The 16,427-nt window shown below is 35.5% G+C and carries 14 protein-coding genes; 10 read left to right on the top strand and 4 right to left on the bottom strand.

Translation table 11 applies throughout. The features are described 5' to 3' along the window. Positions 1 to 2: 2 nt before the first annotated feature. From HMPREF0693_RS02925 to HMPREF0693_RS02915, 3 genes are read left to right on the top strand one after another with little or no spacing between them, the layout of a single operon-like run. Entirely contained in the window at positions 3 to 3,086 is a 3,084-nt protein-coding gene (locus HMPREF0693_RS02925) for a hypothetical protein (RefSeq protein ID WP_004243336.1), read from the top strand. After that, positions 3,086 to 6,469 carry a hypothetical protein gene (locus HMPREF0693_RS02920; RefSeq protein ID WP_004243335.1) on the top strand — a complete coding sequence of 1,128 codons (3,384 nt, stop codon included), beginning with the start codon at positions 3,086 to 3,088 and terminating at the stop codon, positions 6,467 to 6,469. Before HMPREF0693_RS02925 ends, HMPREF0693_RS02920 begins: the two co-directional genes overlap by 1 nt. 10 nt (positions 6,470 to 6,479) lie before the next feature. Continuing rightward, complete coding sequence (locus tag HMPREF0693_RS02915; RefSeq protein ID WP_004243333.1) at positions 6,480 to 6,779, top strand: hypothetical protein; 300 nt, start codon at positions 6,480 to 6,482, stop codon at positions 6,777 to 6,779. 24 nt (positions 6,780 to 6,803) lie between these two features. On the opposite strand, the gene HMPREF0693_RS02910 is transcribed toward HMPREF0693_RS02915, so the two are convergent. Then, entirely contained in the window at positions 6,804 to 7,055 is a 252-nt protein-coding gene (locus HMPREF0693_RS02910; RefSeq protein WP_004243332.1) for a hypothetical protein, read from the bottom strand. 173 nt (positions 7,056 to 7,228) lie between these two features. Between HMPREF0693_RS02910 and HMPREF0693_RS18330 the strand changes: the two genes are divergently transcribed. Then, a complete protein-coding gene (locus HMPREF0693_RS18330) occupies positions 7,229 to 9,610 on the top strand; it encodes a hypothetical protein (protein ID WP_004243331.1) in 2,382 nt (793 codons plus the stop codon). 29 nt (positions 9,611 to 9,639) lie between these two features. Here HMPREF0693_RS18330 and HMPREF0693_RS02900 read toward each other — a convergent pair whose 3' ends face one another. The 3 genes from HMPREF0693_RS02900 to HMPREF0693_RS02890 are packed head-to-tail and all read right to left on the bottom strand — an operon-like array spanning position 9,640 to position 12,364. Beyond that, the gene (locus HMPREF0693_RS02900) at positions 9,640 to 11,085 is read right to left on the bottom strand and encodes a glucosyltransferase domain-containing protein (protein ID WP_004243330.1); all 1,446 of its coding nucleotides are present in this window, start codon (positions 11,083 to 11,085) and stop codon (positions 9,640 to 9,642) included. Then, a complete protein-coding gene (locus HMPREF0693_RS02895) occupies positions 11,082 to 12,002 on the bottom strand; it encodes a glycosyltransferase family 2 protein (RefSeq protein ID WP_004243329.1) in 921 nt (306 codons plus the stop codon). The genes HMPREF0693_RS02900 and HMPREF0693_RS02895 overlap by 4 nt, the downstream gene beginning before the upstream one ends. Then, the gene (locus tag HMPREF0693_RS02890; protein ID WP_004243328.1) at positions 12,002 to 12,364 is read right to left on the bottom strand and encodes a GtrA family protein; all 363 of its coding nucleotides are present in this window, start codon (positions 12,362 to 12,364) and stop codon (positions 12,002 to 12,004) included. The genes HMPREF0693_RS02895 and HMPREF0693_RS02890 overlap by 1 nt, the downstream gene beginning before the upstream one ends. Before the next feature lie 199 nt (positions 12,365 to 12,563). Here HMPREF0693_RS02890 and HMPREF0693_RS02885 point away from each other — a divergent pair, with 199 nt between their 5' ends. The 6 genes from HMPREF0693_RS02885 to HMPREF0693_RS02860 all read left to right on the top strand — a co-directional run bounded on the left by HMPREF0693_RS02885 (position 12,564) and on the right by HMPREF0693_RS02860 (position 16,368). Next, positions 12,564 to 12,935: a putative holin gene (locus HMPREF0693_RS02885; protein WP_004243327.1), complete on the top strand. Its 372-nt coding sequence runs from the start codon at positions 12,564 to 12,566 to the stop codon at positions 12,933 to 12,935. Next, positions 12,932 to 13,204 carry a phage holin family protein gene (locus HMPREF0693_RS02880; RefSeq protein WP_004243326.1) on the top strand — a complete coding sequence of 91 codons (273 nt, stop codon included), beginning with the start codon at positions 12,932 to 12,934 and terminating at the stop codon, positions 13,202 to 13,204. The genes HMPREF0693_RS02885 and HMPREF0693_RS02880 overlap by 4 nt, the downstream gene beginning before the upstream one ends. A gap of 2 nt (positions 13,205 to 13,206) precedes the next feature. Continuing rightward, positions 13,207 to 13,665: a structural protein gene (locus HMPREF0693_RS02875; protein WP_004243323.1), complete on the top strand. Its 459-nt coding sequence runs from the start codon at positions 13,207 to 13,209 to the stop codon at positions 13,663 to 13,665. A 15-nt stretch (positions 13,666 to 13,680) separates the two neighbouring features. Beyond that, positions 13,681 to 14,175: a hypothetical protein gene (locus tag HMPREF0693_RS02870; protein ID WP_004243321.1), complete on the top strand. Its 495-nt coding sequence runs from the start codon at positions 13,681 to 13,683 to the stop codon at positions 14,173 to 14,175. Between the two features lie 377 nt (positions 14,176 to 14,552). Continuing rightward, on the top strand, positions 14,553 to 15,332 hold the full coding sequence (locus HMPREF0693_RS02865; protein WP_036905599.1) for a nucleotidyltransferase domain-containing protein: 780 nt from the start codon (positions 14,553 to 14,555) through the stop codon (positions 15,330 to 15,332). Further along, positions 15,316 to 16,368 (top strand): DNA polymerase beta superfamily protein, encoded by a 1,053-nt coding sequence (locus HMPREF0693_RS02860; protein WP_004243319.1) that lies wholly within the window; start codon positions 15,316 to 15,318, stop codon positions 16,366 to 16,368. Before HMPREF0693_RS02865 ends, HMPREF0693_RS02860 begins: the two co-directional genes overlap by 17 nt. Positions 16,369 to 16,427 lie beyond the last annotated feature (59 nt).

Genomic DNA, 16,427 nt, shown 5'->3' with positions numbered 1-16,427 from the left:
TTATGCCAAAGGTTCCTACATACGATAATAGAACGGTTATGCCTGAACAGTTACCGAATAATGGGTTTTCTGTTCAATCATCGCCTGATGCTTTTGGCGCTGGCATTGGTCGTGTTGGTGAGCAATATGTTGGTTTGTTTGCAGAAGCAAAACAAAGGGCCAATGTCGCACTGGCGCAAGATGCCGCATTACAGCTACGACAAAAAGCCAATGAACTGATGACCGATCCGCAAAATGGATTACTTTCACAGCAAGGTAAGAATGCGATTGGTAAAGCGTCTGAGTATGAGCAGTCATTTCGTGATTATGCTGGTGAAATATCATCAACATTACCTGACGATATTGTTCGACAAAGCTTTATGCAACAAGCGCAAGAAATGGGTGTTCAGTTTGCATCACAAGCGAATCGTCATGAGATGGGGCAAATCAAAGCTTATGAACAAGACCAGTTTCAATCAACGTTAACATTAAATGCAGAGTCTGCCGCATCAATGTACGGCGATAATCAGGCTTATATTTCTGCACATAAACAAGTGTTTCAGCAAATAGAAGAGTTTGGATTATCGCATGGCTGGGGGGAAGAGCAGATCCTCGCCAAGAAACAAGAATTCAAAGTAGCGACTGCACGTAAAGCGATTGAAAACCAACTCGGTGCTAATTATATGGGGTTCTTAGAACGAAATGGAGAACCTTCAAGCCTTGGTGGTGCTACCAGAAATAATGCGTTCTATGGTGGTACTGTTGGTAAAGTTAAAGGAATGACCCAACAGGGTAATATTAATTTACTCAATAGGCCAACAGTTAAAAACGAAGACGGCTCAATTAGTACAGTAAGAACGATTTCTATTGGTACCGATGATGGTGAAGTGCTGATACCTACCGTAAGTGACGATGGCAAGCTGTTATCTGATGATGAAGCTATTGCGTTATACGAGCAAACAGGTAAGCACTTAGGGATTTTTGATAACCCTGAAGATGCTACTGCTTACGCTGATAATCTGCATAAACAGCAAGAGAATATGTATACACCTAGTAACGGTGATACAAGAGGTGTTAGAAACAACAACCCTGGTAATATTCGTATATCTAGCAATAAATGGGTAGGGCAAACCGGTGATGATGGTGCATTTGCTAAGTTTGCCACACCTGAGCACGGTATTAGAGCATTAGGTAAAAATCTACTTTCTTATGCTCGACAGGGTTTTGTTACACCAGAGCAGATCATTAATCGTTGGGCGCCACCAGAAGATAATAATGATACTCAAGCATACATTGAGTATGTATCTGATTACCTTGGTGTTGCACCTAATCAACCATTAGATTTAACGAATTTAGATACCTTAACGCATTTATCGACAGCGATAATGTATAAAGAGAATGGGCGTAACCGTGTTAATTACACTGATGAGCAGATAGCAACAGGCATACAGTCAGCACTTGGTTTTGTTGAGTTACAAGCGACATCAGAAGCACCAAAACTATTAACCGGATCTGCTGCTTTCGATGCCTTAGATGAAGCTGACCAAGCAAAATATTTACGACAAGCAGAACAGCTACGCAAGCAAAAACAAGGTGAGTTACAGCAACAACTCGGTACTCGTGTAGCGGACTCTTACGCAGCATGGGAAAGAGGGCTTGAAGCACCTAATGCGCCTACTCATGATGAATTAATCTCTGCGTTTGGCTATGACAAAGGTTCGGCTATGTCTGCTGATATGCAAGAAGCTAAGCGTTATGCTGGTTTTATGTCAGCAGCTAAAGAGATGTCTCCACAAGCACAGCAAGCTTTGTTATCACAAATTAGACCTCAAACGGGTGAGGTAAACTACGAAAGCAAAATTCAACGTTGGGAGAAATTTGGTAAGTTCGTTGAAGGTAATATCAAGGAACAAGATAAACAGTTTGCAGCTAACCGATTACAGCTTTCCATTCAAAATAATTTTCCACTTGATCCTAATGATAAGAATAATCAGCAGGCAGCAGATGATTACTTTGAAAAACATATTCAGCAGAGCTTTAATTTACGTGATGATAATAGCTTAAATGCCGTTGCCGAACTTACAGCAAGGACAGGGATTATCCCATCACAAGTTAAGTCTGTATTGAATATGGGGGCAACATCTAAAGATCCTGAAGTTGTTCTTCCTATCGCGAAAATGTATGGGCAGATATTTGATAACAATCCGGCATCAGCAACTGATATTCCATCAAGCACAATGGCATATTACTCAAAAGTATATAGTTTAAGTCGTGCGGGTATGCCTGATGATAAAGCGGTAGAAACTGCATTTAAGACGACATTTGAACAAGATGAACGCACTAAACAAATGATCGCTTCTCAAATCAGGGATAAAGGATATATCAAGGATAGAGATAAAGCAGCGCAATCTAATATCAATGATTTTTACCCTTGGTATAAACCATTTTCTTCACCAAGCGTTAGTAAGCCTGGTACTCAAAATGGCGCTTACTTACGTGACTATCAAACACTGTATGACGCTAACTTTGCTGAAACAGGCGGTGATGCAGAACTAGCCAAGAAAATGACTAACGCTCAAATTAAAAGAACGTGGGCGGTATCTAATATCAATGGCAGTGAAGAAGTTATGCGTTATGCACCAGAAGCCGTATACGGTATTAATGAATCAGGTGCTGGAAACTGGATCGCGGGTCAATGGGAAGAAGAGAAAAAGCAATTAATGTCTAAATCATTTGGTGGCGCTTCTTCTGATACTGATATTGTTATTGTCTCTGATGCAGTGACCCCCAGAGACTACAGTTACGGCATAATGATAAAACAAACCGGTAGTGATGATATCCCTATTTATCGTCCATACACGGGAGATAACGGCTTGCCTATTCGCTTTAAACCAGAACAGTCATCATCACCAATGTATAAAGAGGTAATGGAAAAACGCCAACAAAGCGTTAAGGAAGCTCAGGATAAAAGGGAACGAGAAGAAGCATTGGATAAATCACGCTCAGAATTTGATGAACGTCGTCAAAATATCCGTGAGCAATATAAAGAAGCTCACAATGAGCGAGTAAATAAATTCAATAATTATTTTTCTTGGGATAAAAACTGATGCCTATTTACGAACAACAACCTGATGATATTTTATCTGCGGATATTCATGCTGTTCAGCAAACAGAACCTACTTACGGTGATAATGTTTCACCGTCTTGGTATGACCCTATTAATCCGCTTGATGATAGACGGCAAACTAAAGAATTACGTGATGCGGCGTTTCGTATCGATAACTCAGTGGGTAGCTTGATTGCTACTGCACCTTTTAATCAATTTGAAGATGTAGAAGGCTATAACCCATTTGAAGATGAATTAACGCTTTCAGGCTATGAAGACTATGCCGATGCCTTTATTCATTCAAACTCTCCTCAAGAAACCGCTGCAATAAAACAACGTATTGATCGTGAGCGTAACGATAAGCAAATGTTAGCAGATGCTGGCGGTGCTGGTGTTGTGAGTAGTATTGCTATGGGGGTTATTGATCCAATTAATGTTGCTGCAATGATGATACCAGGGGGAGCCATTGTAAAAGGTGGCAGTGTGGCCACAACTGCAGGTAAGTTTGCATTGGCAAATATCGCTGGTGGTGTAGCTTCTGAAATGGCATTGCATAGTACCCAAGAAACACGAACATTAACTGAAAGTGCAATTAACATTACACTTGACGCCATGATCGGTGGAACCCTAGGTTCAGCCGCACAGTTAGTAAAAAACCGTGGTGAATTGGTAACAAAAGTAAGAAATGATTTAATTGGAGAACAACAATCAGGGCAACAAAATATTCCAAATAATATTCCTGATAATTCTAGTATTGGTGCAATGGAAGTACCTAACACCACATTAGAACAAGAAACCTTAAAAGGGCCATCATTTATTAATCGTACGATGAATGTTAGCCCTGTTGGCCGTGTTGCTCAATCCCCCTCTAAAACAGCGCGCCAAATTAACCAACAACTCACAGAAAATAACTTTACCTTTGCTAAAAATGAAGAAGGTATTGCGACATTTACCGCTGTTGAAACAAAAGTGAGAGGTTATGAAACTCTCGTTTATAAACAAGTAGAATCAACGAAAGACCACTTTAAACAATATCGTCAATCTGGTGGCCGTGATATGAATTATTACCAATTTAGTGAAGCTGTTGGTGATGCTATGCGCAATGGTGATACTCATGCGATACCACAAGTGGCAGAGGCGGCACGTTCTATTAGACCTATTGTCGAAGTAACCAAAGATAGAATGGTTGAATTAGGGATCTTACGTGAAGGTGTAAAGGTGACAACAGCACAAAGCTACTTCCCTCGTATTTATAAATTCGACAAAATTTTAAATGATCGTACTGAATTTAAGAAAATCATTGCTGACTGGCTAGAAGAGATTAATCAAACCTCGATAAATAAAGCCAAAGGTAGCCTTGATCGTGCTGAAATCGGTATTGATAAAGCACGCAATGCATCACCACAAGCTGAACGTTTAGGGCTTGAGATTAAAGAGGCTGAGAGTTGGTCGGGTAAAAAGTCTTTGTTGATGGATGATATTAATAAATATCAAAAAATAATTAATGAAAAGAACGCGGTAGAAGTTGAGCTAAATTCACTTTCTAACCTTACTAAGCTAAATAAAACACAAACAAGAAGACAGGCAACATTACAAAGAAAGTTACAACGTATTAATGATGCTGAGAATAAATTACCTGCATTACAACGTAGTGTTGATATTCTTGATAACCCTCGCAAGTTTAGAAATGAACATCGTCGTTTAACACGAACTGCAAATTCATTAACTCGCCATGACAGAATTAGACAATCAGCATTAAATCGCCTGACACCTTTAGAGCGCGAAGAGTTAGATGCGGCAGCAGATGATATCATTAATAAAATTATTGGTGCCCCGTCTGGCATTGTACCCAGTGAACTGATCCCTGATGGGTTAGTTAAACGTGCTGGTTTTACAAAAGATAGAACGCTTAACATTCCTGATGAACGTATTAAAGACTATCTCGAATCAGATGTTAACTATGTGATGGAAAACTATATTCGCCAAGTTGCGCCTGAAATTGAACTCACGGCGAAATTTGGTCGTGTTGATATGGATAATCAAATCAAAGCGATTACAGAGGAATACAACCAACTTATTGCTGATGCAACCACACCTAAAGAACGTAGCCGATTAGAAGCGAGAAGAGAGGCTGATTTACGTGATATTCGTGCTATGCGTGACCGTCTATTAGGAACCTACGGAGCACCTAAAGATCCCTCTAGTTTTTTTGTTCGTGCTGGTCGTGTGGCTCGTCACGTTAATTTCTTACGTTTATTAGGTGGCATGACAATATCATCGTTGCCTGATATGGCTCGTCCGATTATGCAACACGGTTTACGTAGTGCGTTAAAACCATTGAGTAAGATGTTAACTGATATTGGTGCTATGCGTATTGCTAAAGCTGATTTACGTGAAATGGGTATTGGTCTTGAATATGTATTATCCAGTCGCTCTAAGGTGATTGCTGACCTTAGCGATCCATACAGTAGGCGTAGCTATTTAGAACGTGGCTTACAATGGTCGTCACAGAAATTTGGTAACTTTACATTAATGAACCAATATACAGACACGATGAAAATGTGGTCTGGGCTTATTACTCAATCTAAGGTACTGAAAGCAGCAAACACTTTAGATGCTGGTGGTTCGTTAAGTAAACGAGAAATAAAGAAACTCGCTCATATTGGTATCGATGAATCAATGCTAAAGCGTATAGCAGATCAGTTTAAGCGACACGGTGAAGATTTAGACGGCATGTTAACAGGACATAGCCACTTATGGGATGATCGTGTTGTGCGTGAAACTTTCCAAGCGGCAGTATTAAAAGACGTAAGAACCACGGTTATCACACCGGGCATTGGTGATACACCATTAATGATGAGCAGTGAACTAGGTAAGATTGTGATGCAGTTTAAAACCTTCTTCTTTGCTACTCACAATAGAGCGTTGGTATCAGGCATACAATCAGGTGATGCATCATTTTACTATGGAGCATTGCTTCAGGTAGCACTTGGATCCCTAGTCTATGTCCTCAAGGCTAAAATGGCAGGACGAGATATTAATACCGAACCAGCTAACTTAGTAAAAGAAGGGTTAGACTGGTCAGGAATGATGGGATGGTTGGGTGAGCCTAATAACGTATTGGAAAACCTTAGCGGTGGTACTTATGGTATGAGTGCTATGTTTGGTGGGCCACCAGCATCACGTTATCAAAGCCGTAACGGGATTGGTGCATTATTAGGCCCTACATTTGATCTCGGTGGTGATATTAAAAACATCACATCAGGTGTATTAAACGGTGAGTTTGATGATAGAGAAGTGCGATCTGTACGAAAACTATTACCTTTCCAAAACTTGTTTTATTTGTCACCATTATTGAATCAGGTTGAGGAGCAGATGAAATAGAGTAAACGCCATGTGGAATAAAGATAAGTTATTAAAAATACAGAAAGATTATGATGATGCAATGCTTAGTTATAATACAGCAAAATATATTCTTATTGCCTGTATTTTTGGTGTATTTATGAGCTTTATCTTTCCACGTGGCGGAACTATATTATTTGTTTTTGTGACAATAGGCTTATGTTTGTACTTTTTTCACTGTAAAGACAAGCTCAAAAAAGCAGAGTTGGTAATGGATGATGCTTGTAAAAGTCTTTTTGGTAAGAAATATAAAGAATCAAAAAGTGATTTTATTAACGAAATATATAAATAGCACCGCTTAAGCGGTGCATTGTTCTCATTTCTTTAATTCAGCTAAAATACATTCCACCAACGGTATTATATTTTTATTGCCTCTCATCTTTTGAACTATAAAGTTTCTCATTGCTATCAGTTCTACAAGTGGAGCTGATACGTCATGACCATCTTCTCCCATTTTTGTTAAAAGTGCTTCAAGGTTTGATTTTGTAATTAACTTTTCAATCCCTTTATCGGTATTCACTACATCTGGATAGTTAGCTGGTGCAGGGTATTCATACTTCTTTTCCATGGCTAAAGTCCTCACTAATGAAAATAATTACGTAAACTATAATAATGTAAATACATTAAAATGTTCATCCAAATGGTTAATTTAATTTTCTATATGATAACCATTATTGCAAATATGGATATGTTTTGTAGTTAAACGTATCATATCCTCATTAACACCAGAGGAGATGAGCAATGACGGTATCTACTGAACTAAGCCATGAAGAGTATGTAGGTAATGGCGTAACAACGGATTTTGATTTTCGTTTCCGTATCTTTGAAGGCAAACATTTGATTGTTGTGGTTGCTGACAGTGACGGCAATGAAACAATATTAAAGAATGGCACTGATTACACTATTGTGGGGGCTGGTTCTTATCATGGCGGTAAGGTGGTTTTAAATAAACCTTTAGCTCAAGGCTGGAAGATATTATTAGAACGTGATTTACCTGTTGTACAAGAAACTGATCTGCGTAATCAGGGTAAATTCTTTGCAGAAGTACATGAAGATGCCTTTGATTATTTAACGATGTTAATTCAAAAAGCATTTGGTACTTTCTCTTTAAGCTTACGTAAGCCTACCTATCTATCGAATTACTATGATGCCAAGGGCAATCGTATTGCTAATTTAGCGACTCCTAAGCTCGGCAGTGATAGTGCTAATAAAGACTACGTTGATAACAGTATTAAGGATATTGATAGTAAAACATTAAGGGTAAAAGATAAGGTTATACCAGCATTGCCAAATGCAGATGAGAGAGCTGGAAAAGTTTTAACGTTTGATAAAGATGGATACCCAATAGCTGTTGCCCCAGCTTCTGGAAGTGCTATTGAGGTATTGAGCATATTATCTTCTGAAAAAGGTGGTGAATTTGTAAACATTGGAAACAACTCTATCTCATCAATAATTACAAAGACAAAATATACTCGTATTGGTAACTTTATTGATGGGTGTACTGTAAATACTGATTTGGAGTGTGTTAAATTTGGTGATTTCTATTACGCGGTTAGGAATAGAGATTCATTACCTATTTTTGTTAGCCCCAACTCATCACCAGATGAATCATGGATCTGTGTTGGTGATGCTAATTTTGGTTATGAATCACATAATATATTTAATTTTGGCGGTGTTGATGATAATGGAATAACAGATAATCGCGAGGCAATACAATTAGCTATTGAATATATGGAGTTTAGTGGATCGTTGCTGTTTACAAACTCTAGCCATGATGACAAATATTTTGGAATTAACTCATTTAATCCAGATGCTGATGGGAAACATTGTTTAATAATACGCAAGTTAAGGAATGTAAATATATTCGGTGGAAGAGATAGAAATTCTAGTATTAGATATACAGGAGGTATTGAGGGAGAATCATTAATAAAAATTGAATGTGGTAGATCTGACTGGGGGGCAAGGATTGAATCTTTAGGGGTTAGTGGTGGTAACAAATTAAACTATGTTTTATTCAGTAATGATTTTTGGTATGCAAATAGTTTATTTATCGGTGGCTGTTTTGAGGATGCTATTTTAGATGGTATACACGTATCAATGTATATGACATCATTTATTAGGGTATTATCTAATAATAATGGTAGAGATGGTTTTTCTTTTGGTGGACCAAATTCTGAAGGTGGGTGGATAAAAGGAACTTCAACTTCATTAAATATGCTAAATTGTTGGGCTAGGGCATGTAAACGATTTGGATATAAAGTATCTAACGAGTTATGGTATTCAAATTGGTCTAGTAATGGTTGTGATGGTGTTGGAGAAAGAACTGAAATTGCGTATTTTTTTGATATTGTTAAAGGGGTTTCTCTAGCATCCAATGGAGCAGAATTTGTTGAGCAATATTTGAAAGTGAATACTTTCAGAGGGTTGAATGTAAGTGGGATTCAAGTAGCAAACCTTAAGTCATCTAAAGCTGTAGATAGGTATTTAATTGAACTATCTTCTGGATTTAACGCGTCTTTTTCTGGATATGCTCCATATAATCAATTTGATGACCAATATGATTATATTGTATATGTTACAAACCCATCAGGAAATGAGTTTGTTTTATTCTTGGATGATAGTATACCATCATATGCTATCGGTCATGCTGTACTAGATTCAGGTAAATATTATAGATATCCTAAGATAATACATTACGCTGTATCTGATACAAGGGATCGTGGATTTGACAGATTTGGTTCATCTCTTTCAGTGCCAAAAGATGTTAATATGGTAAATAGTAGCACTTCTATACCAGATGGATTTATAACGAGAAAAATCAATGTTAGAAATATAAGTATAGAAAAAAATATACTATCAATCTCAGGGGCTAACTGTGAAGTTTTAATTAAAATAATAAGTACTGATTATAATTCAAAACAATCTTCTTCAGAGTATATTCTCACTAAAGTTAATGGGACATCAATTTTTAAAAAGGTAAATTCTTCAGGCAATGATGATTACTTCGTTTTGTCGTACTCGCAAAATAACATTTATTTATCAAGTAGTAGCTCACGTAATTTTTTCATAATAGAGTTTTTATTTTCTAGTCCTGACAATACTGCTTGTATTTTTAATATTTAATATAAAGTGGGGTTAATAACCCCACTTTATTAGCATTTACCAAGTTTTATAGCTACGATTTTATCATTATAGTATATAGAGTATTCATTGTTGCATGATATTGGTTTTACGCCATCATTTTTAATTTTGTTAATAAATTCATTATATATTTTATCCTTACCATATGCTGGCTCAACTCGCATAACACCTTTTTGAGTAAGCATAAATGATGCTTGAAAACCAAATGCAGGTGTGACAAACATATCCACAATTTTATGATTATTTATAATCAATGATGTCGCTCTGCTGTAGCTAGGTTTTCCTGTTATTATCACTTTATCATAGTCACTTCCAATTTTATTCAAAATATCATAGTTGATCATATCAAAGAATGAAGATTCATAATCTCTTTGAGATGACACTGCATTAGATATGTAGTAACTCATTGATAATAGTGGAATAATAATAATGAAAATAGAGTATTTAAGATTATTTGTTGATAATATAGGTATTGATATCAACATTAAAAGCACGGGAAATGTAACAATAGTCCTTGCCATTATTGGAGGGTTTTTCAATAAAATAGCAGGCCCAAGTAACGAAATAAAAAATATTACTATAGAGATAAATATTAGAAATAATAAACCAATGCGATTTTTATATTTATATAAAATAAAAGAATAACAAATAAAAGATAAAGAGAATAATATAATAAAAAATATTTTACTTCCATCATCAATAAAAATTAAGAAAATTAAATCTAGAACATCATTAAAAGTTTTACTTAATATAATTATTGAATCCAGATCGAATTCTATTAAATCACCTCTACTGTTTGATATTAAGAATATATACTTAATTATTATTAAGTATAAAAGGTAGGATACAATGAATATTAAAGATTTTTTGTAAATATTTATAAATGTTTCTTTGGTGCTTTTTTTTGATAAAGCCATGCATAGGATATCAATGGACATCATAGCTAAAAATATATTATAGCAAGGTTGGTAAAGAGAAAGAGACAACACGCCAAATATTATTGAAAATAAAACATATAAGGGTAAGTTTTTATTTTTGTATGTATATGAACAAATGGATAACAATATTGCAAATGACATTTGTATAGAATCAAATCTATACATCATATTTTGAATGAAGAATGGATTTAATATAAATATCAAAGATATTATTGATGAGTTTTTTATTTCATATTTATCTAGTATATTTGTTTTTATTAAAAGACATGATATTGATAAAAAAACACATGAGTAAATTATATTTAACGGAAATATATCAATTAAAAAATCTCCACTGGATGTAATTATTCTTGAAAAATAATTAGCTAGTGGTCGCCCTAACACATCCCATCCGTAATAACCTGTCAAGTTTCTATGTAAATCATCTCTATAATAAATACCATTATTTATGATGGGGAAATAAAAAATTAATGATGCCATTATAAACATAAAAAAAATGTTTTTATTTTTACTTATCATTTTTTATTGTCCTTTAACAAGTATTTAGGTCTTTTCTTGCTTTCAACATATATCCTCCCGATATATTCACCAAGAACACCAATACCAATAAGCTGAATACCACCAAGAAATAAAATAGAAACCAGAAGAGACGGGTATCCCGGCACAGGGTTTCCCCAAATCAGCTTATCTATAATCATCCAGCCACCATAAACAAATGAAATGGCGCCAACAAATAAACCAATATAAGTCCACATACGGAGTGGAAAGGTTGAAAAACTGGTGATCCCTTCTAATGCAAGGTTCCAAAGTTTCCAGCCATTAAACTTGGATTCACCAGCGGAACGTTCAGCACGAGAATATTCGACGATATCTACTTTCCCTCCCACCCAAGATAGAACACCTTTCATAAATAAGTTGCGTTCAGGAAGCAATTTAATATTCTCAACTGTTTCACGAGACATTAAACGGAAATCACCCACGTTTTCTTCAATCTTTGGTGTGCTGATTTTATTATGCAGTTTATAAAACCATTCTGCTGTTTTGCGTTTCAACCAACCATCAGTAGATCGGTCAGTTCTTTTTGCTAAAACAACATCAGCACCTTGTTTCCACTTTTCTATTAATTGGGGGATAACTTCTATTGGGTCTTGAAGGTCAACATCAATAGGGATTATTGCTTCACCAGTGGCATGATCTAATCCTGCAAAAAGTGCAGGTTCTTTACCAAAGTTTCTAGTAAAACTTAATGCTACTACTTGCTCATCAGCTAACGACAACGCATTGATGATATTTTCAGTTGAATCTTTACTGCCATCATTAATAAAAATAATTTCAACGTCATATTTTTTTAGTTCTTCATTTTCACGAACCGTTTTATAAAAAATAGGTATTGCTTCTTCTTCATTGAAAACTGGAACAACTAAAGAAATCTTCATTACTCTATTCCTTTAAAGACAAATAATTTTGAGTAGAAAAAGCCAAGAACAAGGCTAATTGCTGAGAATGCAACTAAGGTAATTATTGGCATTGCATTGAGTTTATCGGCTATAAATCCAGTCAGATAACTTAACACACCCATGAATACTGTGAATGCTATGTATCTCCTACCAGTTGCTTTCTTCTTAAATGTAAACTTAGCGTTAGCAAAGAATGAGAAGGTAACAGCAATGATGAATGCGATCAGGTTCGCAGTAGCCTGTGTTGTGGTAACTAAGTAAACCAAAATACCGAACACCACCCAATGTAAAAGAGTGTTAATAACACCAACAGAGAAGTATCGCGCAAATAGCTGGAGCATAATTAAATTATCTATAATAAAAATTGATGTGAGAGTTTATCACTAATGTAAATTTAGGTCAGCATTCTATATGTTTGTTTTATTAAATGGTTTTTATTACAAATTATATAATAATGTTTGTTTAATCTTTTTTGCATTTTTGGTTATCTTTCTTGTTGTGTAGTATCATGACTATTCATTAATCACTGGTACTACACTCATGCAAGAAGATGTCTACACAAAAGCTGGGATCGGCACTACTGCTTTTCTTGGTTACTTCGCAGGGCTTCCAGCAGAAGTTGTTATGGGTTCACTGTTGGGAGCCATCTTCTTTACTACTGCTGCTACTGAATATAGCTTTAAACGTAGATCGTTATTAGCTTTTCTAAGCTTCGTTTGTGGTCTTATATTCTTTAGCCCCGCAGCAACTATCTTTATTTCTGTTACAGGCCTTTTCGGTGTGAAACCGGAGCAATACGAAATCGAACATATCGATGCCGTAGGTGCTTTTGTTTCCGCTTTGCTTGTGGTTAAGTTAAGCGTAAAAGCATATGGAAGGGTTGATATACCGAAACAAGGAGGGCAACAATGAAATGCGAAACATTGCTCACTATTGTTAACGCCATCATCTGTACAGTCATATTTTTACGTGTGTTCTATTTTAAACGTGACGGCAGACAACACTGTAAAAAAGGTGGATGGTTAGCTTTCCTCATTCTTGCTTATTCTTCAAGCGTACCTATTCGCGCTTACTTCGATCCTAATTATCACGCTGATATCTACAACATCTTTGCCAATATCCTGATCTGCACAACGTTGCTGGTCAGTAAAGGCAATGTCATCAAGTTTATAAAGGGGTGAATATGTCAGTTTTTAAAAGCAATTACGTTAACACTGGCGTTAGAGGTATCAGAAATAATAATCCGGGCAACATTCGACATGGTTCTTCTAAATGGCAAGGTCTAGCAACAGTACAAAATGATGATAAATTTTGTACTTTTATCAATGTTTATTATGGTGTTCGGGCATTAATGAAATTGCTTCAAACTTATAGTAAGCAAAAAGGTAAGCCTAATGTTGGTTGTGACAAAATAGATACTGTTGAAGAAATCATAGAACGATGGGCGCCATCATCTGATAACAACCATACTGAAAATTATATTAAACGAGTTTGCAAGGATACGGGCTTTCAACGTCACGAATGCTTAAACCTATTTAATAAATCAACATCAATCAAAATGGCAAAAGCAATCATTTCTGTTGAAAATGCTCAACAGCCTTATGTTGATGATGTTTTCGATAGAGCCTTTTCATTAATTTAATAATGGTGATGATTAATGAATAAAACCGTCATAGCGTTAATTGCTTTGGCTGTTTCCTTTACCGCTGGCTTTGTTGCTGGCGGTATTTATTTTGATAACCAAGCAATGAATAAACAGATTGCAGGTAATCAATTAGATGAAAAGGATGTGGCCACAAATATTGTTCTGCGTAAACAAGCAGACAATGAACAGCAGAATAGGTTGGAGATATATCATGACGCACAACAGCATGATACGATACGTACAGATGCTTTGCTTGATCGTGTTCTTAATCACTTTGACAGGGTGCAGCTCTCAACCGGTACCACGAAAACAGAAGTTACAAGTACCGATAACACCAATACCTGCCGAATTGAGAAAGCCAAAGCCAGTGAACTTTCTCGACAACTACGAGAAACACTTGAACGATATGGGCGTGAAGCTCAGCGTGCAGATGAAAACACCAGAACACTTAACCTTTGTATTTCAGAGCTGGAAGCAAAGGAAAAACTCCTCAATTCTTACCGATGAAAAAATAGACAGATTTCATAATGACGGTATCAGTGACGGTGTCAGTGATATCTGATTTTAATATAATTTATATTTATCAGTTAGTTAAATTACTAGAATATAATTGAGTGGGAATAAAATACCGTTTATCAGCAATAGTTGATAAAGGTTAAAAAACCAAGAGCCATCAGTAAGTTACTGGTGGCTTTTTTGTTTTCTATGGTTAGTAATGGTTGACAAGAACCGAAAAAAATGACGGTATAGGAGATGGTATCAAAAAATAAATTATAAAATAAGACACTAAAGTAGTTATGTTGCTATTGTTAGCTCTAGTCATCATCATAATTGGCAACATTATTAAATTTAAGAGTTGTAAGGAAATACCGAGTAACATCATCATGCATAATCAGATATTAAAAAAACTGCCACAAATAGAGCAAATGCATCAAATAAAACTACTTTATGTTGCTGAAAGTGGAAGCCGTGCTTGGGGCTTCGCATCAACGAATAGTGACTATGATGTACGAGGTATTTTTATACGGCCTCGCAATGCATATCTTTCAATTGATAAACCTAAAGAAACATTTGAGTGGATAGAAAATAATTGGTTTGATGTAGGAGCTTGGGATATTACGAAAGCATTGCATCTATTACGTAAGTCAAATGCTATCTTATTTGAGTGGTTACAATCACCTATTGTTTATCAACAATATGCTGGTATCCAAAAAGAATTATTTGAGTTGGCACAATTATATTATCAACCCCAAATCATTGTTCATCATTATAGAGGGATCGCAAAAGCCGTTAGTAGACATCATTTTGAAGAGAGTCATGCAAGTAAAGCGATAGATGAGCCCATAAAATTAAAAAAATATTTCTATCTCTTACGTTCACTTTTAGCTGCTTATTGGACAGTAAAAACGGGGAATATCCCACCGATGGAACTTAATCAGCTAATAAATATATTAACCACAGATGAGCAAATAATTATTCGAGAGTTAGTGAGCTTTAAAGCAGATAAAGATGAACACTTTACTTGGCTACCAACCGATAATATGCAAAAACTGATCACTTTTTTATGGCAAGAAACAGCAACTCAATTAGCGAAACGCACCGTACCAGATAGTGAAATATTAAATAATTGGTTTAGGAAAATACTTGATGAAACTGACCATTGACAATATAAAGCCTTACCTTTTATTTGAAACAATTTCAGGTAGTCGTTCACAAAATTTGGCAACAGATAGTTCAGATACTGATATTAAAGGTGTTTTTTATCTACCTAAAGAGATGTTTTATTGCTCTGATTATGTGCCACAAGTAAGTAATAAAACTAATGATATCGTTTATTATGAATTAGGGCGATTTGTTGAATTACTGTGTGCGTCTAATCCTAATATTTTAGAATTATTAAATGCACCAGAGCATGTTGTTATTTATCGTCATCCATTATTTATGCAATTTAACCCAGAATGGTTTTTATCAAAGGAATGCGTACAGACTTTTGTGCATTATGCTCAAGGGCAAATAAAAAAAGCGCAAGGGTTAAATAAGAAGATCATGGATCCTATAGATAAAGAGTTAAAAACAATCCTTGATTTCTGTTATATCATTGAAGATGGAAAAAGCCTATTACTGAATAATTGGCTTAAAAAACGTTGTTGGGAGCAGCAAAATATTGGGTTGGTTAAAATCAATCATGCACAAAATCTTTATGCAGTTTTTTATGATCCAAATAGTGATTATCAAGGCGTAATAAAAAAAGATAATGCCACCGATGTTTTACTAAGCAGTGTCTCTGAAACAGCCATATTACAAGCCTATCTTAGTTTTAATAAAGACGGCTACAGTACCTATTGCAAGCAGTATCATGCTTATTGGCAATGGGTTGAGGAGCGTAATGAAGCCCGCTATCAGCAAAATATTGAACATGGACGAAGTTACGATAGTAAAAATATGATGCACACTTTTAGGTTGCTTTATATTGCATTAGGAATTGCTACTGAAAAAAAAGTCAAAGTTTGGTGTGATAACAGGGATGAGTTGTTAGAAATTAAATCTGGTGCTTTAAGTTATGAAACACTATTTGAGCGAAGCAAAATATTAATAGAAAAAATTGAGCAAGCTTTTCAACAAAGTCAATTACCAGAAAAAATCAATCCTCAATTAATTAAGCAAGTATTAGTGAATATTCGTAAAGAATTATATCAATAATAGAATACTATTATCCCTTACAAGGTTGTAAGGGATAAACTATTAGTTATAAATAATAA

The organism is Proteus mirabilis ATCC 29906, from assembly GCF_000160755.1.
Taxonomy (GTDB): Bacteria; Pseudomonadota; Gammaproteobacteria; order Enterobacterales; family Enterobacteriaceae; genus Proteus; species Proteus mirabilis.
This window is presented reverse-complemented; position numbering and strand designations above follow the sequence as displayed.

Coding starts and splice junctions, on each gene's coding strand:
- HMPREF0693_RS02925 (WP_004243336.1), top strand. CDS start 3: ATGCCAAAGGTTCCTACATACGATAATAGAACGGTTATGCCTGAACAG.
- HMPREF0693_RS02920 (WP_004243335.1), top strand. CDS start 3,086: ATGCCTATTTACGAACAACAACCTGATGATATTTTATCTGCGGATATT.
- HMPREF0693_RS02915 (WP_004243333.1), top strand. CDS start 6,480: ATGTGGAATAAAGATAAGTTATTAAAAATACAGAAAGATTATGATGAT.
- HMPREF0693_RS02910 (WP_004243332.1), bottom strand. CDS start 7,055: ATGGAAAAGAAGTATGAATACCCTGCACCAGCTAACTATCCAGATGTA.
- HMPREF0693_RS18330 (WP_004243331.1), top strand. CDS start 7,229: ATGACGGTATCTACTGAACTAAGCCATGAAGAGTATGTAGGTAATGGC.
- HMPREF0693_RS02900 (WP_004243330.1), bottom strand. CDS start 11,085: ATGATAAGTAAAAATAAAAACATTTTTTTTATGTTTATAATGGCATCA.
- HMPREF0693_RS02895 (WP_004243329.1), bottom strand. CDS start 12,002: ATGAAGATTTCTTTAGTTGTTCCAGTTTTCAATGAAGAAGAAGCAATA.
- HMPREF0693_RS02890 (WP_004243328.1), bottom strand. CDS start 12,364: ATGCTCCAGCTATTTGCGCGATACTTCTCTGTTGGTGTTATTAACACT.
- HMPREF0693_RS02885 (WP_004243327.1), top strand. CDS start 12,564: ATGCAAGAAGATGTCTACACAAAAGCTGGGATCGGCACTACTGCTTTT.
- HMPREF0693_RS02880 (WP_004243326.1), top strand. CDS start 12,932: ATGAAATGCGAAACATTGCTCACTATTGTTAACGCCATCATCTGTACA.
- HMPREF0693_RS02875 (WP_004243323.1), top strand. CDS start 13,207: ATGTCAGTTTTTAAAAGCAATTACGTTAACACTGGCGTTAGAGGTATC.
- HMPREF0693_RS02870 (WP_004243321.1), top strand. CDS start 13,681: ATGAATAAAACCGTCATAGCGTTAATTGCTTTGGCTGTTTCCTTTACC.
- HMPREF0693_RS02865 (WP_036905599.1), top strand. CDS start 14,553: ATGCATAATCAGATATTAAAAAAACTGCCACAAATAGAGCAAATGCAT.
- HMPREF0693_RS02860 (WP_004243319.1), top strand. CDS start 15,316: ATGAAACTGACCATTGACAATATAAAGCCTTACCTTTTATTTGAAACA.